General features: G+C 67.3%; 20 protein-coding genes. 4 read left to right on the top strand and 16 right to left on the bottom strand.

Going from position 1 to position 25,394, the window contains the following annotated elements:
- The first annotated feature begins 19 nt into the window (after nucleotides 1-19).
- Complete coding sequence (locus HFK18_RS11110) at nucleotides 20-907, top strand: LysR family transcriptional regulator (RefSeq protein ID WP_180166325.1); 888 nt, start codon at nucleotides 20-22, stop codon at nucleotides 905-907.
- A 55-nt stretch (nucleotides 908-962) separates the two neighbouring features.
- On the opposite strand, the gene HFK18_RS11105 is transcribed toward HFK18_RS11110, so the two are convergent.
- The 14 genes from HFK18_RS11105 to prmB all read right to left on the bottom strand — a co-directional run bounded on the left by HFK18_RS11105 (nucleotide 963) and on the right by prmB (nucleotide 20,015).
- Nucleotides 963-1,673 (bottom strand): hypothetical protein, encoded by a 711-nt coding sequence (locus HFK18_RS11105; RefSeq protein WP_180166324.1) that lies wholly within the window; start codon nucleotides 1,671-1,673, stop codon nucleotides 963-965.
- Nucleotides 1,674-1,760: 87 nt separating this feature from the next.
- A complete protein-coding gene (locus HFK18_RS11100; RefSeq protein WP_180166323.1) occupies nucleotides 1,761-2,870 on the bottom strand; it encodes a toxic anion resistance protein in 1,110 nt (369 codons plus the stop codon).
- 43 nt (nucleotides 2,871-2,913) lie between these two features.
- Nucleotides 2,914-3,612 (bottom strand): hypothetical protein, encoded by a 699-nt coding sequence (locus HFK18_RS11095; RefSeq protein ID WP_343202957.1) that lies wholly within the window; start codon nucleotides 3,610-3,612, stop codon nucleotides 2,914-2,916.
- A 5-nt stretch (nucleotides 3,613-3,617) separates the two neighbouring features.
- Nucleotides 3,618-8,987 (bottom strand): DNA repair ATPase, encoded by a 5,370-nt coding sequence (locus HFK18_RS11090; RefSeq protein WP_180166321.1) that lies wholly within the window; start codon nucleotides 8,985-8,987, stop codon nucleotides 3,618-3,620.
- A gap of 82 nt (nucleotides 8,988-9,069) precedes the next feature.
- Complete coding sequence (locus tag HFK18_RS11085) at nucleotides 9,070-11,088, bottom strand: hypothetical protein (protein ID WP_180166320.1); 2,019 nt, start codon at nucleotides 11,086-11,088, stop codon at nucleotides 9,070-9,072.
- Entirely contained in the window at nucleotides 11,085-11,759 is a 675-nt protein-coding gene (locus HFK18_RS11080) for a DUF1449 family protein (RefSeq protein WP_180166319.1), read from the bottom strand. Before HFK18_RS11080 ends, HFK18_RS11085 begins: the two co-directional genes overlap by 4 nt.
- 168 nt (nucleotides 11,760-11,927) lie before the next feature.
- Complete coding sequence (locus HFK18_RS11075) at nucleotides 11,928-12,584, bottom strand: phosphoribosylanthranilate isomerase (protein ID WP_100553111.1); 657 nt, start codon at nucleotides 12,582-12,584, stop codon at nucleotides 11,928-11,930.
- The gene (gene truA, locus HFK18_RS11070) at nucleotides 12,581-13,351 is read right to left on the bottom strand and encodes a tRNA pseudouridine(38-40) synthase TruA (RefSeq protein ID WP_180166318.1); all 771 of its coding nucleotides are present in this window, start codon (nucleotides 13,349-13,351) and stop codon (nucleotides 12,581-12,583) included. Before truA ends, HFK18_RS11075 begins: the two co-directional genes overlap by 4 nt.
- 32 nt (nucleotides 13,352-13,383) lie before the next feature.
- Nucleotides 13,384-13,743 (bottom strand): VOC family protein, encoded by a 360-nt coding sequence (locus HFK18_RS11065; RefSeq protein WP_025876153.1) that lies wholly within the window; start codon nucleotides 13,741-13,743, stop codon nucleotides 13,384-13,386.
- Nucleotides 13,740-15,731, bottom strand: a complete 1,992-nt coding sequence (locus HFK18_RS11060; RefSeq protein WP_180166317.1) for a FimV/HubP family polar landmark protein — start codon at nucleotides 15,729-15,731, stop codon at nucleotides 13,740-13,742. Before HFK18_RS11060 ends, HFK18_RS11065 begins: the two co-directional genes overlap by 4 nt.
- Nucleotides 15,732-15,836: 105 nt before the next feature.
- Nucleotides 15,837-16,865 (bottom strand): aspartate-semialdehyde dehydrogenase, encoded by a 1,029-nt coding sequence (locus HFK18_RS11055; protein WP_099819036.1) that lies wholly within the window; start codon nucleotides 16,863-16,865, stop codon nucleotides 15,837-15,839.
- A 90-nt stretch (nucleotides 16,866-16,955) separates the two neighbouring features.
- The gene (locus tag HFK18_RS11050; RefSeq protein ID WP_180166316.1) at nucleotides 16,956-17,993 is read right to left on the bottom strand and encodes a D-glycerate dehydrogenase; all 1,038 of its coding nucleotides are present in this window, start codon (nucleotides 17,991-17,993) and stop codon (nucleotides 16,956-16,958) included.
- Complete coding sequence (gene aroC / locus HFK18_RS11045; RefSeq protein ID WP_099819034.1) at nucleotides 17,986-19,089, bottom strand: chorismate synthase; 1,104 nt, start codon at nucleotides 19,087-19,089, stop codon at nucleotides 17,986-17,988. Before aroC ends, HFK18_RS11050 begins: the two co-directional genes overlap by 8 nt.
- Nucleotides 19,086-20,015 carry a 50S ribosomal protein L3 N(5)-glutamine methyltransferase gene (gene prmB, locus HFK18_RS11040; RefSeq protein ID WP_099819033.1) on the bottom strand — a complete coding sequence of 310 codons (930 nt, stop codon included), beginning with the start codon at nucleotides 20,013-20,015 and terminating at the stop codon, nucleotides 19,086-19,088. The genes aroC and prmB overlap by 4 nt, the downstream gene beginning before the upstream one ends.
- Nucleotides 20,016-20,138: 123 nt before the next feature.
- On the opposite strand from prmB, the gene HFK18_RS11035 reads away from it, so the two are divergent.
- The gene (locus HFK18_RS11035; protein WP_099784934.1) at nucleotides 20,139-20,789 is read left to right on the top strand and encodes an SCO family protein; all 651 of its coding nucleotides are present in this window, start codon (nucleotides 20,139-20,141) and stop codon (nucleotides 20,787-20,789) included.
- Nucleotides 20,786-21,628, top strand: coding sequence for an archaetidylserine decarboxylase (asd, locus tag HFK18_RS11030; RefSeq protein WP_180166315.1), 843 nt, complete (start codon nucleotides 20,786-20,788; stop codon nucleotides 21,626-21,628). Before HFK18_RS11035 ends, asd begins: the two co-directional genes overlap by 4 nt.
- A 113-nt stretch (nucleotides 21,629-21,741) precedes the next feature.
- Here the strand turns inward: asd and HFK18_RS11025 are convergent, their stop codons facing one another.
- Both HFK18_RS11025 and HFK18_RS11020 read right to left on the bottom strand, forming a co-directional pair.
- Nucleotides 21,742-22,089, bottom strand: coding sequence for a ribonuclease E inhibitor RraB (locus tag HFK18_RS11025; RefSeq protein WP_180166314.1), 348 nt, complete (start codon nucleotides 22,087-22,089; stop codon nucleotides 21,742-21,744).
- 23 nt (nucleotides 22,090-22,112) lie between these two features.
- Nucleotides 22,113-23,723, bottom strand: a complete 1,611-nt coding sequence (locus HFK18_RS11020) for a transglycosylase SLT domain-containing protein (RefSeq protein ID WP_100553116.1) — start codon at nucleotides 23,721-23,723, stop codon at nucleotides 22,113-22,115.
- 122 nt (nucleotides 23,724-23,845) lie between these two features.
- Between HFK18_RS11020 and HFK18_RS11015 the strand changes: the two genes are divergently transcribed.
- Entirely contained in the window at nucleotides 23,846-25,351 is a 1,506-nt protein-coding gene (locus HFK18_RS11015) for a helicase HerA-like domain-containing protein (protein WP_180166313.1), read from the top strand.
- The last annotated feature ends 43 nt before the right edge of the window (nucleotides 25,352-25,394 follow it).

Below are 25,394 nucleotides of genomic sequence, written 5' to 3'. Positions count from 1 at the left end.
TCCCGTCAGGAAATCTCACATGAGCACGTCACTGCTGCCGCCGCTGAATGCCCTGCGGGCATTCGAGGCCACCGCACGCCTGGGCGGCGTTGGCCGCGCTGCACAGGCCCTGCATGTGACCCATGGCGCGGTCAGCCGGCAACTGAAGCTGCTGGAAGACCACCTGGGCCTGGCCCTGTTCCAGCGCGCCGGTCGCGGCCTGCGCCTGACCGCCGCCGGCACCCGCCTGCAGGAAGCCTGCAGCGAGGCCTTCAGCGGCATCGAGGACTGCGTGCGCGCCTTGCAGCGGCCGGCGGCCTCTCCGGCGCTGGTGCTGGGGTGCAGCGGCAGCGTGCTGGCGCGCTGGATGATTCCGCGGCTGCCGGCCCTGCAGGCGGCCCTGCCCGGCGTACACCTGCAGTGGTCGGCCCTGGACGGCAGCTTCACCGAAACGCAAGCCACGCTGGATGCGGTGCTGCTGCTGGCACAGGGGCCGTGGCCACGCGGCTGGCAGGTGCGCGAACTGGCACCGGAACGGGTGGGCGTGGTGGTGGCGCCCTCGCACCCGGCGGCGCATCGGCTGCGCCATGTGCCGCCGTCCACCCTGCTGCAGGAAACGCTGTTGCATACCAGTTCGCGCCCGCAGGCGTGGCCCGCGTGGGCGCAGGCACATGATCTGGATCCGGGCCAGCTGCAACTGGGCACCGGCTTTGAACACCTGTACTACCTGCTGGAAGCGGCGGTAGCGGGGCTGGGCCCGGCGATCGCACCAGAGCCGCTGGTGGCAGAGGATCTGGCCGCGGGGCGGCTGGTGGCACCGTGGGGGTTTGCCGCGACCGGCGGGTTCTGGGTGCTGGCGCGGCCGGATGGCCCTGTCGATGCGCGCGTGGACGTGCTGGCGGATTGGGCCGCCGCCCAACTGCAGTGACGATCGCCGCGCAGAGACGGACGCGACAGCCGGCAGAACCTCGCTTTTACGGGCATTACATGCCGCTGGAAAACACTTCGAGCGTGTCTGCGCTGACCCAGCCCTGCGCGCAGTTCCCCGCATAGTGTCCCGGCGCTGCCACGTGGCAGGCTTCGCCCCTGGTGCCCTTCATGCCGCTGATGGGCCTGTCGCCATAGGTGTCACACAACGCGTTGCCCTTGCACTTGCCGACCGTGTTGGCCGGAATGGCGACAACGTAATAGAACAGCGGATTCTGTCCGGTGCGGCCGATGCCCTGCACGCAGACCAGTTGCCCCTTCGACAGTTTCGCGGTGGCGGAGGCCTTGCTGCCGCTGCCCGGTACCGCGTCCAGCGTCTCCACGCCCTTGGCCTCGGCCACGCCAGCGAAGAATCCCTGGTCGCCGCAGTCCGGCGACAGTTCGACGTCGTAGAAGTCGCCGCTGTCGGCATCACCTGCCGTGCAGCCAGTACCGGCACTGGCATTGCTGCACGTCACCGCGCTGGCGCGGATCAGCGCGGCCAGTCCATCGCGGGCCACTGCCGGAGTGGACACGGGTACCGCTGTCGCTGCAGAGACCGGGACCGGGACCGGGGCCGCGGCAGGCGCGGCAACAGCGGCGGGCGACACTGCGGCGGGATTCGATGAATCTCCCGCTGCACACGCGCCCAGGGCAAGCAGCAAGCCGGGAACCAGCGCAACGCGGGCCACGCGGAAACAGCGGGAGGAAAGACAGAGCAAATCCATTGCGACCTCATTGAAGGCTTGACGCACCGCAGGCGCGAGAAATGTACACCCGCTCAAACCCGACTGTGGCGGGGGCGCAGGTCCAGGCTACGACGCCGTCGGCGCCGCCAGGCGTTGCTGCAGATCCTCGCGCAGGCGCGACAACTCGACTTCGGCCTGCTGACGCTGCTGCATGCCCTCGCGATGGATGCTGCGCACCTCTTCGACCGTTGCGATCAGCTGATCGTGCACGTGGCGCAGAGTTGCCACGTCGATCACGCCGCGCTGGTTGCTGCGTGCGGTGTCCACCGAGGCCTGGCGCATCAGATCGGCATTGCGTCGCATCAGCTCATTGGTCGCATCATCGATGGCATTTGCCAGCTCGGCCGCGTTCTTCTGCTCGCCCAGCGACAACTGGATCGCGAACTGACGCTTCCACGATGGGATGGTGATGTCGCGGACGGTGTTGAACTTCTCGATCAGCTGCAGCGCATTGGCCTGGATCAGGCGGATCATCGGCAACGACTGATCAGCCGCATGCTGCATCAGCTGCAGGTCGGAAACGCGCTTCTCGATCAGGCGGATCGCATTGTCGATCTCGCTCTGACGGATGCGCTGCTGCGGATCTTCGCTGCCCTGCCCCAGCAACTGCTCGGACTGCAGCTGGGCCAGGCGCTGCTTGCCGGCAGCGGCATACAGGCCCAGGGCGTGACGCTCCTCGCGGACGATGTCGTGCATGCGGTCGAAATCGCTCACCCGCTTGCCCATCAGCGCCTGTTGCGCGCCGACGTCGCCGAGCAGCTGTTCGATCTGCGAATTAGTATCGCTGAACTTCTGCACCAGCTCGCCCTTGGAGGAACGCAGGCGATCGATCAGGCCACCGATCAGCGGCACCTTCGAGCGTTGGGAAAAACCATCCAGCTTGAGCTCGCGCGCGATGCGCACCACTTCGCCGAGCTTCTCGCCGTTGGCGTCGAGGTCACGATTGCGTACCTGGTCCAGCAACTGGCTGGAGAAGGCCGTCGTCCGTGCGGCGGCTTCACGGCCGAACACCTGCAGGTTGCCTGGGCGCAGATCTTCCAGCTCGCGGCCGATTTCGGCGATGCGCGGCAGGTCGTCGCGGACCAGGCCGAGGGCCTTCAACATGCTGTCATCTAGTTCCGGGGCGGGCGTGGTGGCGGGCACGAGCGTGCCGGAGTTCTGGCTGTCCTGGGTCATCGGGCAGTGTCCTTGCGGTGGATAAGCGTCAGCGGCGGCCGGCTCAGGGCAGTCTAGCCTGAGCAGCGGCCACTTCGTCGTCGATCTGGGCCTGCAGCGTGGCTGCCTGCGCGGCCTGTGCAGCCTGGGCCTGTGCCTGGCGTGCCAGCGCGGCCTGGCGCCAGGCGGGAAGCAGCACGTCATGGATGCGGACGAAGCGCCGCAGCAGGGCTTCGTCCTGCTCCTGCAGCAGCTGCCATTGCCCGCCTTCGATGCGCCGCAGCGTGGCCAGACGCTGCAGGTGGTCTACGCGTGGTGCCAGCGCGGCCTGCGCAGCGCCTTCCAGGCTCGCCAACTGCGCGGCGCCGAACGTGGCCCAGGCCTCCAACGCGGCGGCAGCCGCGTCGTTGTCGATGATGGTCTGGGCACGCTGCTGCACTCGCTGCGCGAGGCCCTGCGCCTGCTCGCGTGCCTGCAGCGCCAGCACGCCCAGCTGCGCCTGCAGCTCCTGCGCCTGCGCCTGGCGTGCCACATCGCGACCGAGCAGACGCCCCCACCAGCTCTCCTGCCGGCGCAGCCGCGCCGGATCGCCGGCCTGCAGGGCCAATGCGATCCGCGCCAACGCAGCCACCAGCCCTTCGCCGCCGCTGCCGGCCTGCAACGGTGCCGGCTCACCCAGCACCTGCAACAAGGGACTGCCGTACGCAGCCAGCGCGGCCACATCGGCGCGCGCAGGAAGCGTGGGTTCGGGCAGGGAGCGCACGCAGGTCACAGTGGCGGCGGCCGTGGGCCGTCATCAGCCACCGTTTCCGTCGGCAATGACTCACCGTAGAAGTGGCGCATCAACGCTTCGTCCAGCGCACGTTCTTCCGGTGTCGCTGCACGACGCACGCGCGGGCGACGACGCGTGTCGGCCGTGGCCACATCGGCAGTCACCTGCTGGCGTGCCCACCCGGCGAACGCCGCTAACGTCTGCGACAGCTGCACCTGCTGCTCCTGCGAAGCAACCAGCACCTGCAGCAGCGGTGCCAGCCCGGCCTGCAGGTCTTCAGCCAATGGCGTAGCTGCCGGCTGTGGTGCGGCGGCCGTGGGCGCACTCGCCGGACGTGCATCCGCCAGGCGCTGCAGCGCCGCCAGCAAGGCCGGCCATGGCGCAGGCTCGGGTGCGGCGGCTACCTCCGCCGGCGCTGGCGGCAGCTGCAACGCGCTGGCGATGTCGGCCAGCTGCGCGACCACGCGGCCACCGACATCGCTGTCACCGGCGCCCATCGCCTTGTTGCGCAGGAAATCTCGCTTGATCTGCGCCCAGCGTTGCGCGCGCTCGTCATCGAGCACGCCACGCAGCTCGGCCAGCTTCAGCAGATTCTCTTCGGCACCGGTGGTCAGCAGCTGCGCTTCGCCCAGATAGTGGTCGGAGATCAGCTGCTGCAGCTCGTCGTCATTCATCACCGGCGAAATCTTCTCCGCCAGTTTGTTCATGTTGCGGTAGCTGCCCTGCAGGCGGAACGGCGGCTCGGTGCGATAGCGGTCGTCCTGCGCAGCGCTGGCGATGTACTGCTGGTTGACCCTGTAGACCACGTCGCGCACGCGCAGCATGCGCTGCAGGGTGGCGGTGATTTCGTTGACCTCGGCGCCACTGTAGGCATGGCTCAGGCCGTTGCTGGAAACATCCTTGCCCATCGCGCGGTCGACCAGCAGGTACAGGTCGGCCATCTCGCGCGTGGCCAGCGGCGCCAATACCGGGTTGGAGGTCAGGCTGTTCTCGATGTAGCTGAGGGTGAAGGCCGCTTCCATGCCGCCAAGCACGTCGCCGAGGTTGTAGATGTCGGCACGGTTGGCCAGCATGTCGGGGATCTTGAACACTTCGCCGGACTCGGTGTACGGGTTGCCCGCCATGACCACGCAGAATTTCTTGCCACGCATGTCGTAGGTGCGCGTACGGCCGCGCCATACGCCTTCGATGCGCCGCGTGCCATCGCACAGCGAGATGAACTTCTGCAGGAACTCCGGGTGGGTGTGCTGGATGTCATCGACATACAGCATGGTGTTGTTGCCCATCTCCAGCGCCAGGTTGAGCTTCTCCAGTTCCTGCCGCGAGGTCGCGTCCGGCGCCTGCTGCGGATCCAGCGACCGCACTTCGTGGCCCAGCGCCGGTCCGTTGATCTTCATGAAGACCAGGCCGAGGCGATGCGCCACGTACTCCATCAACGTGGTTTTGCCGTAGCCGGGCGGCGAGATCATCATCAGCAGGCCCATCAGGTCGCTGCGCTTGTTCTCGCCAACGGTGCCCATCTGTTTGGCCAGGTTGTCGCCGATCACGCCGAGATAGACGTCGTTGATCAGCTTGTTGCGCACGAAGGACGACAACGGCCGCGCCTTGAACTCCGACAGCCGCAGGGTTTCGCGCTCGCGGCCGATGATGCCCTGGCGTACCGCCTGATAGGTGTGGAATGCCGGCACGAAGGACTGCAGGTGGTGCTGCAGGCGTGCCAGGAAATCATCCAGCGACACGGTCAGGCTGCCGTTGCGGATGCGGGCATGCTCGCCCAGCAGGCCACTGACCTCCGCCTGCAGCGGTGCATCGCTGGAACGCGTGCGCAGCTGTCGCTGCACCAGCAGCAATGCTGCCGCTTCTTCCACATAGCCGGCGTGCGCCGATTGTGCCGGCAGCCCGGCGAGCGCCCGCAGCCATTGCCCGGCCAACGCCCAGCGCGTGGCCAGCGGATCCTGCGAGCGCTGCAGCGCACGTTCAAGCGCTTCACGCTGGCCCGCCTGCTCCAGTTGCTGCGACAACGCGTCCAACAGCGCCTGCGCGTGGCGGCTGCTGCTGAACACCGGCTCGCCGGCGACCAGTTCTTCGCCCAGATACGCCGCTGCAGCATCGGCGGCGGCGGCGTCGAACGGCAGTGCATGGGTCTGTGCGTAGTCATGCAGCGCCTTCGCCATTTCCGCGCGCAGCGCCTGACGCCCCTCATCGGAACCGAACAGGCGCGCGATGGCCTCTGCACCGGCCTGCCGACCAGGCCACTGCGCCACGGCTTCATCGCGTTGCCGCGCGGCCCAGAACAGCAGCGCCAACGCACGCACGTGGGGCGAATGCCGCAGCGGGCCGGCGGCCTGCTGCAACGGCAACAGCGCGCGCAGGATCAGGGCGGCGTCATGGTCATGGATACCGCGCTCGTAACCCTCGCGGTAACGCGGCGCGGCAAAGGCACGGACCCGCTGGTCCAGCGCTTCGGGCTCGGCTGCATCGTGCTGCAGCTGGGCCAGGTCCAGGCCATCGCGGCCCTCCTCCGCCGCCAGCAACAGGCACCCGGCCAGGTATTCGCCGCGGTAGATCGCGTCCGATTCCGAATCCAGGGTCACCTGCCAGAATGGCTTCAGCGCATCCAGCTCGGGATCGTGCAGGGTCTCCAGGAAGTCGGTACCGGTGAGATGGATGGCAAGGGTTTCGCCACGCGGCAGCAGGGTCAGGTCCAGCGCCTGGGTGTTCACGCTGAAACGATGGCGCGGGCCAAGGCGGACGACGTTGCCTCCTGCCTCGTACAGGTCGCTGCGGTCGCGCAGCTGGCGCACGGCCTGGTCGCGCACACCCTTCAGGCGCGCCTCGACATCGTCAGCCTTGACGTTGTCGCGCAGCGCACGCAGGCGCTCGGCCAGTTCACGCAACTTGAGGATCAGCGGATCGCCGGCGAAGAACGCGTTCAGTTCGTCGGCCGTGCCGAACCGCTCGGTGCGCTTGCCCAGGCCGTCGAGGATGCGGTTGGCGGCATCGAGCACCGAGCGCGCCTTGCGCTGGCGATCATCCAGCAGGGCCTGCTTGTGCGTGTCGAAGGCTTCGACCAGCTCTTCGCGTTTGCTCAGGATGTCGCCGAGGAACTGCTCGTGCTCGCCGAACTGGCTTTCCAGTTCTTCCAGCTGCACCAGCAGGCGCGACAACTGTTCGTCGGCCCGCTCAGGGTCGCTGGCCATCGCCAGCGCGCTGGTGATCGACTGCGAGAACAGGGCGAACTGGGCGGCGAACTGGGCCACGGCTTCGGCCGAGCCCAGCGTCTTGCGACGCTGTTCGGCCCTTGCGCGCGCCTGGTTCAGGCGCCCGTACAGCAGCGAGATCGATTCGACCACGCGGGTGCGCGCGGTCGCATCGTCGACCTTCAGCCCGGCCATCAGCTCGGACAGCATGTCCAGATCACCGGCCATGTCGCGCAGGCCGTCCAGCTGCTCATCCAGCTGGCGTGCACTGGCGGCCTGCTGTGCGGCCTCGTCCAGCGCCTGCATGCGAGCGGTCAAGGGCGCCAGTGCCGCATCGCCGGCGAGGAAGGTACCGGTGGCGGCGCCGACACGGTCGTGCGCCTGCACCAGCTCCGCTGCCATCGCCTCGATGCGCGCGGTATCGATGTAGCGCAGTTCGCGGATGGTCAGCAGGCGACCGCGCAGCGCGGTGATCGCGTTGAGCGCTTCAACGAAGGCCTGCACCTCGTTCCAGTTTTCCGGCTGCAGCCGGCCCAGCAACGCCTTGTGCGTGCTCTCGGCCTCGGCCATCGCCTGCGCTGACTGCTGGCGGATCGACTGCACTTTCTCGTATTCGTCCAGCACCGACTCGCCGGTGGCGCTGATCTGCCGCAGCAACGCTTCGGCACCATCACACGCCTCGTCGCCCAGCCAATGATGGGCATCGAAAAGCCGCCGGGTGTCGGCCACCAGACGCTGGTAGCGCTGCACCGATACATCCTGGCCATCGATCTCGCGCGCCAGGTTGAACAGGTTGGAGATGCCACGCACCAGCTCGGCGTTGCCGATGCGGCCCATGAAGGTATTGCCGGGCGGACGGCTGGCGGCGAACTCATCGCTGCTGAAAGGCGTCTGCCAGACCTGCATCGGATGGATACGGGTCGGCTCGGTGCCTTCGGCATGGAACAGCACCATGCGCCCATCCTGCATGAAGGCATAGCCGTGGCCGAACACCGGGTTCTGCAGCACGCGCTGGATCGTGTTGTAGACGAACAGCGCCGAACGCCCGCCTTCGCGCTCGTAGAAGATGTACAGCACGTCCTCGCCGTTGGGCGAACGGATGCTGCGCTTGAACTGCATGCCATCCATCGAGGCGTCGAACGCCTTGTGCTCACCACCCTGCAGGTAATAGCCGCCGGGGAAGATGATGCCGTGGTCTTCGGGCAGCTGCACGCAGGCCTGGACGATGGCGTCGTTGCGCACGATGTCGCCGGTGAGCGTGTTGTAGATCAGTCCGCGCCATTCGGTTTCGCGGTAGGGCAGCACTTTCAGCAGCACCAGCGAACCGACCCTGGCGAACTCGAACTGCGCGTCGTCGAGCGACTGCGTGCTGTCTTCCACCGGTTCGCTGTAGATGCCCTGCCCGGTTTCGGTGTTGTTCTCCACCTTGATGGTCAGATCGCCACCGGTGGTTTCCACGAACAGGGTATCGAGGATGTTCAGATGCGAGTGGCGGCCGTTGACAGCAAGGTCGCGCGTGGCGCGGGTCCATTCGAAATCGAACGGCGGTGGCAAGGCGATGTCACGCTCGCCACGTGCATCGAGATAGGTCAGTTCACCTTCGCGTGACAGCGCCCAGCGGAACACGCGCACGTCGCTGCTGCGCTCGCCGATCTGGAACGAGGCCAGCAGCTTGTCGCCCACCACGATCAGCTGCAGCAGGCGCGCGTGCTTGTAGTACGCGTACAGCTCGTTGAAGTCATGCACGAAGCCGGGCTGGTCGAGGAAACTGCCCTTCAGCTCCAGCGCGGCGACGTCGTAGCCCTCAGTGCCCTGCACCAGCCGGTACAGGCCGAACACATCTTCGATGCGGGTCTGGGTCTTGAGCCCGATGAACACGTTGTAGCCGAACAGCAGGCGGTCCGGGCCGACCTGGACGATGTCGCGGCCTACGCAGTTGTTCTCGCTGCGGATGCGGAAGCGGCCGACCACCTCCAGGCGGCTGTCGCCGAACTCGGCCAGGCGCTGGCGGTTCAGCTGCTCGGCAACGGCCTGCAGGCGCTGGCCCTGTTCGCCGAGACGGCGCCGCAGGACTTCATAGGCGCCGCCCTGGGCAACGGCCTGGTCGACGGTATCGCCGGCAGCCTCTGGTGCGGCGGACTCGGTGGACGGTTTGGTTTCGGACATCAGCAGGTTTCCGGCTCACGGACGGCCGGCCGTCGATGCGGCCGGCACGGGTGGGCGATGGCCGTGGCCATCGCCGGGTGGATCAGCGCGCGCTGTCGACCACAACGGTCGCCGCGACGGGCGCGGTCTCTGCGTCCTCGGCGATCTGCCGCGGTGCATTGTCGGCGACGTTGACGCCCAGGTAGCGCTGCATCAGGTCCTGCACGATCGGGCTCTTGCCGGCGAAGCCTTCGATCGACTTGCCCAGCGAAACCGCCTTGATCAGGTTCTCGAACATGCCGCCGTCGCCGCCAACCAGGTCGATGTCGGCGTTGCGCAGCGCGCTGGCGATCACGCCCGCGTTTTCGCGCGAGACTTCCTTGCCGGCTTCGATCGAAGCCAGCGCCTGCTTGAGGCTGTTGTCGAGCATCATGCGGAACTCTTCATGGCCACGTGCCTGGTCGCTCAGCGAGGCGATCGCTTCAAACTTGCGGACCAGGCCTTCGGCTTCGGCCAGCAGCTTCTTCTGCACCACGCCGGCTTCGGCATTGCCCAGCGATTCGGTGGCGGTAGCGCGGGCCAGGCCCATCTTCTCTTCGCCCTGTGCCTGTGCCTGCAGCGTCTCTGCAAGCACGCGCGCCTCGTTGCTGCCCTGCTTCAGGTTCGCTTCGGCCTTGGCTTCGATCACGCGTGCTTCGGCGATGCCGACCTTCTCGATGGCCAGCGCCGACGCTTCGCGTACCTGCGCTTCGGCAAGACCCGGTGCGGCCTGCTCGGCACGGAACGCGTCGGCCAGCAGGCGCTTGGCTTCGGCCTGCTTGCCGGCCGCTTCGTGCTCGGCCTGCGCCAGCGTGGTCAGCTCCACCGCGCGGTGCTTGGAGGCGGTCTCGCGGGCCTGCGCTTCCTTCACTTCGCGCACCAGCGATTCCTGCGCCTTGGCTTCAGCTTCCAGGATCAGCACCTGCTTCTGGCGGTCGGCCTCGGAAACTTCGCGCACTTCCTTGATGCGCTCTTCTTCCTGCGCCACGGTCTTGTCGATGGAGATGCGTTCGCGGGTGATGTTGGCCACGTCCATCTTGCCCTGCTCGACCACCTTGTCGCGTTCCACTCCCTGCAGCTGCACTTCGCGATCGGTGGTGACCTGCTCCAGCTGGCGTGCACGTTCGACGCGCTCGGCTTCGATGGCCACGGCGCGCTGGCGGTTCTGTTCGGCCACTTCAACTTCGCGCATGCGGTTCTGCTCGCGGATGTCGATCACCTGCTGCGCTTCGATGCGGGCGTTCTCGGACAGCTGGCGCTGCTCTTCCTGCACCTTGGCGGTCTCGGCTTCCTCGCGCGCACGGATGGTTTCGATCTCGCGCTTCTGCCGTGCCTCGGCCTCGGCCTGCTGGCGTTCAAGCGCCAGCAACGCTTCGCGCGCTTCCACGTTTTTCTTGGTGATGGCCAGCTTCTCGTTCTGCTCCAGTTCGTTGGTCACCACGTTCTGCGCAGCGGTCAGCTCGGTGATCTTGCGGATGCCCTGCGCGTCGAGGATGTTGAACTGGTCCAGCAGCGATTTCGGCGTCTGCTCCAGGTAGTCGATGGCCACGTCTTCCAGCACATAGCCATTGAGGTCATTGCCGATCACCGCGATGATCTCGTCGCGGAATTCCTGGCGCTTCTCGAACAGCTCGGTGAAGTCGAATTTCTTGCCGACCGTCTTCAGTGCTTCGGAGAACTTGGCGTTGAACAGTTCATCGACCGCGTGCTTGTCAGAGGCGCGGTCGGCGCCGATGGCCTTGGCCACCCGCAGCACGTCGGCCTGGGTCTCGTTGACGCGCAGGTAGAACGCCACGGCGATGTCGGCGCGCATGTTGTCGCGGCAGATCAGGCCTTCCTTGCCGCGGCGGTCGATCTGCAGGGTGATCAGGCTGATCCGCATCAGCTCGGCGCGGTACAGCACGGGAATGATCAGCGCGCCGGTGAAATGCACTTTCGGGGTGGAACTCATGTCATTGACGATCAGGGCCACACCCTGGTCGACCTTGCGGTAGAACGCCTTGAACAGGCCGGCCACGCCGAGCAGGAGGGCAAGCACGCAGCCCACGATGAAGAGGAAGGGGAGCACGGAAGCCAACGTCATTGATGATTCTCCTTGTTGCCCGGAAGCAGGTTGTCCTGGAAGTCGAGGGCGACCGCGTCGGCGCGGACCACCCGGTAATGGTGTTGTGCAGCCACATGCTCGACCAGCACGATGCGCTCGCCGCGCTGCAGTTCGATGTCGCTGCGGATCTGCAATACCAAGCCGGCACCGCCGTCATCGACGGTGGCATGGCCACTGCGCGTGTCGACCTTCGGCGAAGCGACCACGCCGACCCGGCCCAGCAGCGAGGCCTGCGGCACCGGACGCAGGCGCAGCAGGAAGCGGCGGATGGGGCGCAGCAGCAGCGCGGTGACCGGCACGGCCGGCAGTGGTGCGAGCACCGCCACCACGGTGCCCAATGACCAGCGCAGCAGGTCGGGCAACGGCAGCAGCAGGTACAGATGGATGAAGTAGGTGAGGGTCCAGGCGAACAGGCTCAGCAGCGTCACCACCACCATGAGCGGCACACCTCCGAGACCCCAGCGCGCCAGCAGGGCGGACAGACCGCTGAGATGGGCGTCGCCTTCGAGGGCACCATCGGCACCGGCCTCGCCGAAACCGTCATCGACCAGGCCGAAGGCGGCAATTGCCCAATACAGAACCGCCACCGCCAGCGCGACGCTGTACGGGAGGGTCGGATAACCGAGTACAACGGTGAGGAATTCCTGCATCGCTTGCCTTCCTGGGCGGGGGCGCCAGGCGCCCGTTCGGAGCACGCCAACAGCGGCTCCGTCGATCCTCGTGCCGGCCCTCATGGCCAGCACGCTTGGGATCATCCTATGTGAAGAAGGTGTGCAGGCTCAAATGTGAAGGCCGGACACGCCAGAATGGACCACGACTCAATCCAGCACGGCGCAATCGGAGCGGCGGACTTCTTCCACGAACGTGCGCATCTTGTAGCCGTCCTTGATGCCCGGCTCCAGTTCGATGCCACTGGACACATCCACGCCCCACGGCAGGGTCGCCAGCACGGCGTCGTACACGTTTTCCGGGGTCAGGCCACCGGCCAGCAGGAACGGACGATGCAGTCCGGTCGGCACGCGCGACCAGTCGAAGGCCACGCCGGTACCGCCGCCGCCGCCCGGGGCATGGCTGTCGAACAGGAACCCGGCGGCGCTGGGGTAGCGCAGCTGCAGGGTGCGCGCATTGATCTCCTCACGCCCCCCCATGGCGATCGCCTTCAGGTACGGCATGTTGAAGCTGCGGCAGAAGCTTTCGTCTTCCTCGCCATGGAACTGCAGCAGGGTCGGCCGCACGGTACGCAGCACCTCACGCACTTCTTCCTTGCTGTTGTTGCGGAACAGCGCCACCACGTCGACCATCGGTGCGATCGCCTGGCGCATCGCGCGCGCTTCGGCCGGTGCGACCCGGCGGCTGCTCTCGCGGGCGAAAATGAAGCCCACCGCATCCACGCCCAGCTCACCGGCCAGGCGCACGTCGCCGGCGCGGGTCATGCCACAGAACTTGATGCGGGTACGGTAGTAGGAGCGGCTCATAGCGTTACCTCGGCGGGCAGATGCCAGTTGTCGGGGTACAGCGGCCCCAGGAACACCAGTCCCTGCGGAGGAGCGGTGGGACCGGCTACGGTTCGGTCGCGCCCGGCCAGCAGTTCGGCGATCCACTCCACCGGTTTCTCCCCACTGCCAACCAGAATCAACGAGCCGACAATATTGCGGACCATGTGATGAAGGAATGCATTGCCGCGCACCGCCACCTCGATGACGTCGTCGTGGCGGCTGACCTGCAGCGACTGCAGTTCGCGCCGCGCATGCAGCGCCTGGCACTGGACCGAGCGGAAGGCGCTGAAGTCGTTCTCGCCCAGCAGGGCCTGCCCGGCCAGGTGCATGCGCTCGGCATCAAGCGGGCGGCGCTCCCAGCTGAGGGTCTGCCGGCCCAGCGCCGGGCGTACTTCGCGGTTGAGCAGGCGGTAGCGATAGCGTCGTGCCCGCGCGGAGAAACGGGCATGGAAGTCATCGGCCACCGGCACGCACCAGCGCACCGCGATCGAGCGCGGCAGGCGGGTGGTGGTGCCGAGCATCCAAGCGCGCGGATCACGCACCACGTCGGTCTCGAAGTGCACGACCTGGCACTGGCCATGCACGCCGGCATCGGTGCGGCCGGCGCAGACCACCTGCACGGGGGTGTCGGCCACCGATGACAGGGCCTGTTCCAGGCTGGCCTGGACACTGGGTCCGCCCTCGCCCAGATTCTGCCATCCCCTGAAATCGCTGCCGTCGTACTCGACGCCGAGCGCGTAACGCATGTGCTACCTCGATGTTGCGGGTGGGGCGGCGCTCAGGCCGGGTCGCGCTCGGACCAGACCGCCAGTTCATTGCCACCGGGCTCGACGAACTGGAAACGGCTGCCGCCGGGAAAAGAGAACACGGTTCGCACGATCTGGCCACCGGCCGCGCGCACCGCCGCTTCCATCGGCGCCAGTTGGTCGGCATACAGCACCAGCAGTGGCGCGCCTTCGCTGGCGCGCTGTGGCTGGCCGCGGAAGAAGCCTCCCTGCAGGCGGCCATCATCGAAAGCGGTGTAGTCGCTGCCGTAATCGACAAACGACCAGCCGAACACGACCTCGAAGAACGCGCGGCTGGCAGCCGGGTCGCTCGAGGCGAATTCAACGTAGTCGAGACGGCGTTCGCGGGTCATGGCAGACGGGCCAAAAGTTCGCGGGCCTGCGCCTGGCAATGCAGATCACCACCTTCGGCAACCTCCTGCAGCAGGGTGCGCGCAGTCTGCGCGTCGCCCAGATCCAGATAGGCGATGGCCAGTTCCAGCCGCTCCTGGCCGACGCGCGGGGCCCAGTCATGGCCACTGTCTGCCGGAGATCCGACGGCGTCCTCGTCGGCAGCATGGTCGTCGTGCAGGTCAACCGGGGCATCCGCCTCATGCTCATGCGGTTCGGCAGGCAGATCGAACACGCCGCGGAACTGCGGCTCCTGTTCGGCCTGCAGCGCGTAGTCGGGCACGGCCACCTCGGCCGGTCCGGTCGGCGCGACCGGGGCAGCGGCAGCAGCATCGTCCCAGCGCGGCAGGTCGTTCACCGCAGCAGGCAGTTCAGCCAGTTCGTCGTCATCAAGCTCACCCGCCCGCCACTCGGCCGGCGCGGCATCCGCACGGATGTCCGCATCCGGCGCATCATGATCGGCAGTGCTGGCCCAGGCCGGCATCGCCGGTTCCTGACGCCCGCCTTCGGCTGCGAAGCCCGCCCCAGCGTCGTGCTCGGCCAGGGTATCGAGCGCGGCACCTGCCGGCAGCGCTGCGGCCAGGCCGGCGGCATCGTGTTCCTCGCGCAGCGGCGGCAGCGGCGAGGGCTTGCGACGACGCAGCAACCAAGCGCCCAGCGCAACCAGCACGAGCAGCGGCAGGCCCAGCCAGTACCACGGCGTGCCGGCACCCGGCGCACCCGGCGCCTGTGCCAAGCGCTGCTGCGCGGCGGCCAGGTCATTGTCCTTCATCGCGATCAGTGACTGCTGCTGCTCCTTGAGCTTCTCCAGCTCAGCCACGCGCTGCTTCAGATCGCCGATCTCGGCATCGCGGGTGGCGATGTCCTCCTTGGCCTGGCGCAGTTGTTCGTTGCCCAGCATGTCACCCTCGCTGCCGGCAGTGGTGCCGGTGGTTGTGCCCGCGTGCGCGGCGTCGGACGCCAGCGCCGGAGCGATTTCAAGTCGTGCCCCTGTGGCCGCAGCCGGGGAAGAAGCCGCGCCGTCGGCCTTGGCCACTGGCACCGGGGCGCCAGCCGGCTGCGGCACGGTGCGTGCCTGTCGCCACTGCGCGGCATGCTCGCGAACCAGTGCGGTGGCCTCGGCCGCATCCACCGCGGCCAGTGCGGTATCGCCCGGCATGCGCAGCACCGCGCCCTGCTTGAGCAGGTTGACGTTGCCTCGGATGAAGGCTTCGGGGTTGGCACGCAACAGCGCGATCATCGCCCGGTCGCGACTGATCTGATTGCCACGGGCCAGCGACCCGGCAATCTGCGAAAGGGTCTGCCCGCGCTGCACGGTCACGCTGCCGTCTGCGGCCAGTGCCGGTGCTGCCGGTGCTGCTGGTGCTGGCGCAGATGCCGCAGCGCGCGGACGCGGTGCAGCAGGTGCGGCTGCCGGCGTGGCTGGTGCCGGCTCGGCTGCCGTTGCAGCGGCGGCAGGCGCATCGCGGACGATGGTGTCCGACAGCACGCCGGCCGGCGCGACGATCTCCGGTTCGGCCACGGCCAGTGCGCTGGCCGGTGCATCAACCAGAGCCGAGTACTCACGCACCAGCCGACCCTGGCCCCAGTCGGCCTCGACCAGGAAGCTCAGCGACGGTGTTTCCACAGGCGTCTGCGAGGTGACCCGCACCACCGCCCTGCCCTGTGCGTTGCGGGTCAACTCGAACTGCAGTTCGCTGACCAGGCCTGCCGGACGCTGCAGGCCAACGCGCTCGAAGGTGACCGGCGAGGCGAGCGCGACACGCAGGTTCTCAAGTTCGGACGGATCGGCCGAGATCACCGGGATCTCGGCCAGCAACGGCTGTCCCGGCTTGGACAGGACCCGGATGTCGCCCAGACCCAGGGCCATGGCCGAACTGCTGACCAGGGCCAGCAGCGCGGCGGAGAGACAGGTGAGCGGACGCCATGCGCCCTTGGCTCGTTTATTCATGGGCGACACTATAAAGCGTGCGGACCAAGGTCCGCACCCACCGGGGAGGCGGCCTGCGGCAATGCCGGCCAGTGGCCGGCACTACCGGTCAGGCAACAGCGGCGATCAACGCGTCTCGGCGGCGACCAGCTCGGCCAGCTGCACCGCGTTGAGGGCAGCACCCTTGCGCACGTTGTCCGACACGATCCACAGGTTCAGGCCACGCGGATGCGACAGGTCCTCGCGGATGCGGCCGACATACACCGCGTCCGTGCCCGAGGCATGGGTGACCGGCGTCGGGTAACCACCGGCTTCGTGACGATCCACCACTTCGATGCCCGGCGACTGTTCCAGCAGCGCGCGCGCTTCGGCCACGGTCACCTTGTCACGGGTTTCGATCGCCACCGATTCGGAGTGACCGTAGAACACCGGCACACGCACTGCGGTCGGGTTCACCAGGATGCTGTCGTCACCCAGGATCTTGCGGGTCTCCCAGACCAGCTTCATCTCTTCCTTGGTGAAGCCGTTGTCCAGGAAGTCGTCGATGTGCGGGATCAGGTTGAAGGCGATCTGCACCGGGAAACGCTGCGGATCGATTTCCTGGAAGCTCAACAGCTGACCGGTCTGCTTGCCCAGTTCTTCCAGCGCCGAACGACCACCGCCGGACACCGACTGGTAGGTGGACACATTGATGCGCTCGATGCCGTACTTGCGGTGCAGCGGTGCCAGCGCGACCAGCATCTGCATGGTCGAGCAGTTCGGGTTGGCGATGATGCCGCGCGGACGGTTGCCGATCTGGTCCGGGTTGACCTCCGACACCACCAGCGGCACGTCATCGTCGTAACGGAAGGCCGAGGAGTTGTCGATCACCACCGCGCCAGCGGCGGCGAACTTCGGGGCGTATTCCTTGGACACGCTGCCGCCGGCCGAGAACAGGGCGATATCCACGCCACTCGGGTCGAAGGTGGCCAGGTCCTGGATCTTGACCTTGCCGCCGTTGAACTCGACTTCACCGCCGGCCGAGCGCTCGGAAGCGAGCAGGCTCAGGGTGCCGACCGGGAAATCGCGCTCGGCCAGGATGGCCAGCATGGTCTCGCCGACCGCACCGGTGGCGCCGACGATGGCGACGTGGAAGCTGCGTTGTGCATTGCTCATGGGGGAACTCTCACGAAAACGGGAAGGGGGAAAACTCACGCACGACAGCTGGGTTCGGGGAGCCTCCTCGGATGGATGCGCGGAGGTTCCCTATCGTTTCCCGCTTTTTTCATCCATCGAGGCGCGCGCGGCAAGGGCCGCGTCGGCGTTGATCGCGCTCGGCATGTGCGACGGGCTGCCGTCCAGGCCAAGGCCGGCCAGCAGATTGTCCACGGCCATCTGGACCATGGCGGTACGCGTGGCCAGCGAGGCGCTGCCGATGTGCGGGGTCAGCACGATGTTGCGCAGGGCCAGCAGCTCCGGCCGCACGTTTGGTTCGCCTTCGTAGACATCCAGGCCGGCCGCCGCCAGGCGACCGTTGGCCAGTGCGTCGGCCAGCGCCAGTTCGTCGACGATGCCGCCGCGGGCGATGTTCACCAGCGTGGCAGACGGCTTCATCTTGGCCAACGCGGCGGCGTCGATGATGTGGTGCGAAGCGGCGCTGTACGGAAGTACGGTCAGCAGATGGTCGGATTGTGCCAGCAGCGTATCCAGGCCCACGTAGGTCGCGCCGAGCGCGGCTTCGACGTCGGCCGGCAAGCGCGAACGGTTGTGGTACAGCACCTTCATGCCGAAGCCGTGCGCACCGCGACGGGCGATACCTTGGCCGATGCGGCCCATGCCGAGGATGCCGAGCGTGCTGCCATGGATGTCGGCACCGAGCATGGTCTGGAACGACCACTGCCCCCACTGCCCCTCGCGCAGCCAGCGCTCGGATTCGGTGATCCGGCGTGCGGTGGCCATCAGCAGGGCGAAACCGAGATCGGCGGTGGTCTCGGTGAGGACGTCCGGGGTGTTGCTGGCGAGGATGCCGGCGGCGCTGAGCGCGTTGACATCCAGGTTGTTGTAGCCGACCCCGACATTCGCGATCACCTGCAGCTGCGCGGCATCGGCAACCTGGGCCGCGCCGATGCGCTCGTTGAGGGTGATGATCGCGCCGTCAACGTCAGCCAGCTGCGCGGCGATCTGCTGCGGCGACCAGGCGGTGACGGTATCGGTGGTGCGCAGCTGCACGCGATCGCGCAGCGGCACGATGGCCGCGTCGATCAGCGGCTGGCTCACCCACACCGTCGGCCGCGCATCAGCCATCAAGCTGGCCGGGAATGCGCGGGGTGATGGTGCCGACGTCACCGCACTGCGCGCGGTGGCGCAGCGCCTGGTCCATCAGCACCAGTGCCATCATCGCCTCGGCGATGGGGGTGGCGCGGATGCCGACGCAGGGATCATGGCGGCCGGTGGTGACCACCTCCACCACATTGCCGGCCGTATCCAGCGACTCACCCGGCAGGCGCAGGCTGGAGGTCGGCTTGAGCACCATCGAGGCAACCACCGGCTGGCCGGTGGAGATGCCACCGAGAATGCCGCCGGCGTGGTTGCTGGCAAAACCCTGCGGGGTCAGCAGGTCTCGGTGTTCGGTGCCCTTCTGCATGGCGCTGGCAAAACCGTCGCCGATCTCCACGCCCTTCACCGCGTTGATGCTCATCAGTGCGGCTGCGAGCTCGCCATCAAGCTTGCCGTAGATCGGCTCGCCCCAGCCCGGTGGCACGTTGTCGGCGACCACGTCCACACAGGCGCCGACCGAATCACCGGACTTGCGCAGCGCATCCATGTACGCCTCCAGCTCGGGCACCTGTGCAGCGTGCGGCCAGAAGAACGGGTTGTCCTCGACCACCGACCAGTCGAAACCGGCCGGGGTGATCCCGCCCAGCTGCGACAGGTAGCCGCGCACGGTGATGCCGAAGCGTTCGGCCAGCCATTTCTTGGCGACCACGCCAGCGGCCACGCGCATGGTGGTCTCGCGCGCCGAGGAACGGCCGCCGCCACGCGGGTCGCGGATGCCGTACTTGTGCCAGTAGCTGTAGTCAGCATGTCCCGGACGGAACTGTTGGCCGATGTTGCTGTAGTCCTTGCTGCGCTGGTCGGTGTTGCGGATCAGCAGCGCGATCGGGGTGCCGGTGGTCAGGCCCTCGTACACGCCGGACAGGATCTCGATCTCATCGGCCTCGCGCCGCGCCGAGGTATGCCGGCTCTTGCCGGTGGCGCGACGCTGCAGGTCGTGGCTGAATTCGGCCGCGTCCAGCGCCAGCCCCGGCGGGCAGCCATCGATCACGCAGCCGATGGCCGGCCCGTGCGATTCGCCGAACGTGGTGACGGTGAACAGCTTGCCGAACGAATTGGAGCTCACGGGCGCTGTGCCGCCAGTTCGGTGATGCGTGCGCTGTGGGCGATCAGCTCGCGGCACTCGACCGCGAAGATGCCCATCTGGCCGACCTTGAACTCGACCCAGGCGAAATCGACCTCCGGCAGCAGCTTGATCAGGTGCTGTTCGGATTCGCCCACTTCACAGATCAGCAGGCCGTCCTCGCTCAGGTGCAGCGGCGCGTCGCGCAGGATCTTCAGCACCAGGTCCAAGCCGTCGTCGCCGGCACGCAGGCCCATCTCCGGCTCGTAGGAGTATTCCTGCGGCAGGGCATCGGTCTCGTCGTTGGTGACGTACGGCGGGTTGGTGACGATCAGGTCGTAGTGGCGGCCGGTCAGGCCGTTGAACAGGTCCGACTTCAGCAGGGTCACGTTGTGCGCCTGCAGGCGTTCCTTGTTTTCTTCGGCCAGCGACAGCGCATCATCGCTGAGGTCCACGCCGTCCACTTCCCAGTTCGGGTAGTAGTGGCCCATGGCGATGGCGATGCAGCCCGAACCGGTGCACAGGTCCAGCGCGCGGCTGACGTCGCGGCCAGCCAGCCACGGCTCGAAGCCGCACTCGATCAGCTCAGCGATCGGCGAGCGCGGCACCAGGGCGCGCGTATCGCTCTTGAAGCTGAGGCCGGCGAACCAGGCTTCACCGGTCAGGTAGGCGGCCGGGATGCGCTCGTCGATACGGCGCTGGAACAGCTCCAGCACCGCCAGCTTCTCTTCGCGCAGCAAGCGCGCCTGGCCGTAGGCCGGGCCGAGGTCGTGCGGCAGGTGCAGGCCGTGCAACACCAGCTGGGTGGCCTCGTCCAGGGCATTGTCGTAGCTGTGCCCGAAGGTCAGGCCCGCAGCATTGAAACGGCTGGTGCCGTAGCGGATCAGATCGATGATCGTATGGAGTTCGGCGGCCGTTTCAGCGGTCATGGCGGTACTGCGGGCGAAGTGGCCCCCGATTATAGGGGTTGCCGCCTGCGCCGGCATCCGTTGCGGCAGAAACGATCCAGTCGCAGCCGGTATGATGGTGGCCACTTCCTGCGGCGGAATCCCATGTTCAATCGCAACGTCGGCATCATCCTGCTGATCGCTCTGGCGGCGGGCCTTGGCCTGCTCGCCGCCCAGCAGGTGTTCGCGCCGAAGCCGCCGGCCGGGCAGCCGGCCACCGAAGCGATCACCCTGTACCCGCAGCCGCGCGTCCTGCCCGACTACAACCTGGCCCAGTCCGACGGCACGCGCCTGATTCCCGGCGAGCTGAAGGGCCACTGGACCCTGGTGTTCCTCGGCTTCACCTTCTGCCCGGACGTCTGCCCGACCACCCTGGCCGAGCTGGCCGGCGCGCAGAACCAGTGGGAAGCCCTGCCCGACGGCCTGCGCCCGCGCGTGCTGTTCGTCTCGGTCGACCCGGAGCGCGACACCGCGACCCGCCTGGGCGAATACGCCCATGGCTTCCACAAGGACACCCTGGCGGCGACCGCCGACATCCCCTCGCTGGAGCGCTTTGCCACCTCGCTGGGCTTCGTGTTCCAGAAGGTACCGGGCAAGCACTTCGACGAGAATCCCGAGGATTACACCCTCGAGCACTCCGCCAGCCTGGCCGTGCTCGATCCGCAGGGCCGGCTTGCCGGCCTGGTGCGGCCCCCGTTCAACGCGCCGGCGATCGCCCGCGACCTGCAGAAGCTGACCGAGAAATCCGCCCCATGAGTCTGACCACCGCCCTGACGTACGTCCTGCCCCACCGCCTGCTGTCCTCGATGGCGCGTTCGCTGGCGTACTCGGACAACCCGCGCGTATCGCGCTGGCTGATCGACACGGTCACCCGCAAATTCAACGTCAACCTGGATGAAGCGGCCAACCCTGACCCGCGCAGCTACCCGACCTTCAACCAGTTCTTCACCCGCGCGCTGAAACCCGGCGCGCGCGTGGCCGATGCGGATCCGCGCAGCCTGGTGATGCCGGCCGATGGCCGCATCAGCCAGCTCGGAAAGATCGACGCCGGCCGCATCTTCCAGGCCAAGGGCCAATCCTTCACCGCCGCCGAGCTGCTGGGCAGCGCCGAGGATGCCAAGTCGTTCAACGATGGGCTGTATGCCACGGTGTACCTGTCGCCGCGCGACTATCACCGCGTGCACATGCCGTGGACCGGCACCCTGCGCGAAACCGTGCACGTGCCCGGCCGCCTGTTCAGCGTTGGCCCGGCCGCGGTGAACAACGTGCCAGGCCTGTTCGCACGCAACGAACGTCTGGTCTGCCACTTCGACACCAGTTTCGGCCCGATGGTCAGCGTGATGGTCGGCGCGCTGCTGGTGTCGGGCGTGGAAACGGTGTGGAGCGGCGAAGAAATTCCGCATTACGGCGACCGCATCACCCGCAAGGATTACCGGGGTCGCGGCATCACGCTGCAGCGCTTCGAAGAGATGGCGCGCTTCAATTACGGCTCGACCGTGATCGTGCTGCTGCCTCCGGGCGTGGCCGAATTCGCCCCGCATCTGGATGCCGAGCATCCGGTGCAGCTGGGCCAGGCACTGGCGAAGCTGCGCTGAGGTTCATGTAGAGCCGAGCCGTGCTGGGCTCACGCTTGGCCAGTAGATCCACGCCATGCGTGGATGGCTTCAACGGAATGCCGGCCAGCGGCCGGCACTACCGGATGCGGGCGTTACTGCAGGGTCGGCGCCGGGCCGACGTCCATGCCGTCGTAGTCTTCCACGCCCATCTGCGTGGCCAGCGCGCTCAGTTCCTGGTTGCGCTTGTCCAGCGAGGTTTCGTCGTGGACTTCCACGCGCTCCACGTGCAGCACGTGGAAGGCAGCATCACCGTCCTCCGGCTCCTGTTCGAACATCTCCACCAGCACATAGCCCTGCGCCTGCAGGTGGGTGGCCAGTGCCTGCAACGGCTCGGCCGTGGAGTGCACGAAGAAGTAACCCCACAACAGCGGGGCGTCCAGGTTCCAGTCGGTGTTCTCGCGGAGGTTGGTGAACAGGTTGCGGGTGTCTTCGAGGTCCATGCGATATCCAGAGTGCGGAGAGATTATTTGTCGCAGCCCTGCAGCTTCAGCACCTGGCCGTGGCGCAGGCTGTAGCCCGGGGCCTTGAGGCCATTGGCGCGGGCCAGCACCGGCACATCGCACTGGAACTTCGCGGCGATCCGGCCCAGGGTCTCACCCTTGCCGACCTTGTAGCTGCGGGCCGGCTTGGCGCGCGGTGCCGGCGCCGGGCGCGGCGCAGCCACGGGCGCTGCAGGCGTGGTCGGCACGCTGCTGGCGGCATTGGGATCGACCACCGGCACCACCCCGCCCACGGCCACGCTGCCGGTATAGCTGGCGGCGCTCGGGCGCACGATCGCGGCATTGAGGTCGGCGGTGATCAGGGTGCGTGCCAGATCCGCACGCGGGCCGCTGACGCAGTTGCGCGCGTACAGGCCGGCAATGCGGTTGGTGGCGTTGATGAGGGTCCCGGCCGGGATCCAGCCATCGGCTTCATAGCGCGGGTTGAGGTTGCGCAATGCGCGCATGTAGCCATCGCGGGTGCCATGGCTGCCCAGGCAGATGGTCAGCTCGTAGATCGTGGTCGAGCGGGCCAGGCGGATGGTGGCCGGCTGTGCGTTGATCTTCGGGAACTCCACGCCGTACTGCTGCGGGTGCAGGAAGATCCAGGACGCGGCGATCACCATCGGCACGTAGTCCTTGGTCTCGCCGGGGAACTGGTTGTAGACGCTGTCCACCCAGAAGCTCTGGCCCGGGTACTGCTTGTAGACGCGCGCCGCGCGGCCCTCACCGCCGTTGTAGCCGGCCAACGACAGTTCGACGTTGTTGTTGAGCTCGCGCATGCGCTCGTTGAGGTACGTCGCGCTGGCTTCGGCGGCGCTGCGCGCGTCGAAGCGGGTATCGAAACCGGTACCGTCCGGGCCCAGGCCGAAGCGGCGGCCGGTGGCCGGCATGAACTGCATCAAGCCCGCCGCGCCAGCACGTGAGGACGCATGCACGCGGCCATTGGACTCCTTGGCCATGATGCCGAACAGCAGCGCCTCGGGCAGGCCGCGCTTCTCCCATTCCGGCCACATCACCGCGCGCAGGTTCTGGTAGTTCTCGTAGGTGGTCATCAACGCCGGGCGCATGTCGGTCAGCCAGCGGCGGATGCCGGCCTGCACGGCCGGGTTGTACTCGACCATGTTGTCGAAGGCATGGCGCTTGTCGTTGAGCAGCGCCGCTGCGCGGGCGGCCTCGGGCACGTCGGCAGCCAGCGGGCCGACATGGTCCGGGTCGGCTTCCAGGCGATCGCCGGCTTCATCGGCCACGTCATCATCGGCGGCGGCATCGGCGTCATGCTTGAGCAGCCGCTTGTAGGTCGCCAGCATGTTGCTCATCTGGCAGCCCTTCTGCTTCACGCACTCGCTGATGACATCTTCCATGTCCTCCAGCGCGGCATCGGCCTCGTTGCGACCCTTCGGATCGGCGTTGGCCACCAGCAGCACGGCATCGCTGTAGCGCTTCTCGGCAGCCGTCATGCGCTGCTGCAGTGTATCCACCTTCACCTTGTCCCGGGCCGAAACCCGCTGTGCGTGGGCCTCCGGCGCCAGGGAAACCAGGCCAGCCAGGGCCAGCAGCGGCCAGGTACGGGAAATCAGGACAGGAACGGGCATTGGTGGCACTGTGTATGAAACAGGCAGGCAGAGTAGCGGCGCTGCCAAGGTCGGGGCAAGCCGACCTTCGGCCCGTCACTGTCGGCGGTTAACATTGGCACATTCATCACAAGGGCTGGACCATGGATCCGATTCTGCTCGGCAAAGGCATCACCGACGATGTGGCTGTCACCCTGCTGCCGAAACTCGGCAACCGCCATGGGCTGGTGGCCGGCGCTACCGGCACCGGCAAGACCGTGACCCTGATGACCCTGGCCGAGGGTTTCTCGCGGATCGGGGTGCCGGTGTTCCTGGCCGATGTGAAGGGCGATGTGTCTGGTCTGGCGGTGCCGGGTACCGGCGCTGAGAACCTGCTCAAGCGCGCGGCCGAGATCGGCGTGGGCGACTACGCCCCGGCGGCCAGCCCCACCGTGTTCTGGGATCTGTACGGCAAGCTCGGCCACCCGGTGCGCACCACCGTGAGCGAGATGGGCCCGACCCTGCTGGCACGCATCCTGGAATTGAACGACACCCAGGCCGGCGTGCTCGACATCGTGTTCAAGCTGGCCGATGACCGCGGTCTGCTGCTGCTGGACATGGACGATCTGCGCGCCCTGCTCGGCCTGGTGGCCGAGGAGCGCAAGGACATCTCCACCGAGTACGGCCTGGTCAGCGCGCAGTCGGTGGCCGCCATCCAGCGCGCCCTGCTGCGCCTGGCGCAGGACGGCGGCGAGCACTTCTTCGGCGAACCGGCGCTGGAACTGGCCGACATCATGCGGGTCAACCATGACGGCCGCGGTGTCATCGGCATCCTTGCCGCCGACCAGCTGGTGCTCAAGCCCAAGCTGTACTCCACCTTCCTGCTGTGGCTGCTGTCGGAGCTGTTCGAGCAGCTGCCCGAAGTCGGCGACCTCGACAAGCCGAAGCTGGTCTTCATTTTCGACGAAGCGCACCTGCTGTTCGACGATGCACCGCCTGCACTGGTACAGCGCATCGAACAAGTGGTGCGGCTGATCCGCTCCAAGGGCGTGGGCGTGTATTTCTGCTCGCAGTTCCCGGACGACGTACCGGCCAACATCCTCGGCCAGCTCGGCAACCGCGTGCAGCACGCGCTGCGCGCATTCACCCCGCGCGACCAGAAGGCAGTGAAGACCGCCGCCGAGACCTTCGTGCCGAACCCGAAACTGGATGTGGTGAAGGTACTCAGCCAGCTCGGTACCGGCGAGGCGCTGGTGTCCACGCTGCAGGACAAGGGCGTGCCGATGCCGGTACAGCAGACGATGATCGCCCCACCGCGCTGCCGCATGGGACCGGTCACCGAGGCCGAACGTACGCAGGTGCGTGCCGGCAGCCCGGTCGGCACGCGCTACGACACTGCCGTCAACCGCGAATCGGCCGCCGAACTGCTGGCCCAGCGCGCGCAGAAGGCGGTTGAGAAAACCGATGCGCCGGCCGCACGCAGCCGTGAGCAGGACGAGGCGCAGGAAGGTGGCTTCGGACAATCGATCAAGGACGCAATCTTTGGCACCAAGCGCCGCCAGGGCATGATCGAGACGATGGCCAAGCAGACAACGCGTACGGTCGGTACCAAGCTGGGCAACCAGATCGTGCGCGGCATCCTCGGTGGCATCTTCGGCGGCAAGCGCTGAGAACCCCGGCAGCACCTTCGCGGCGCGCCGGCAGCGGCGCGCC

It is taken from the genome of Stenotrophomonas sp. SbOxS2 (genome assembly GCF_013416715.1).
Classification (GTDB): Bacteria; Pseudomonadota; Gammaproteobacteria; order Xanthomonadales; family Xanthomonadaceae; genus Stenotrophomonas; species Stenotrophomonas lactitubi.
Note: the sequence above shows the minus strand (reverse complement) of the source record. Positions and strands in the feature narration are given on the sequence as shown.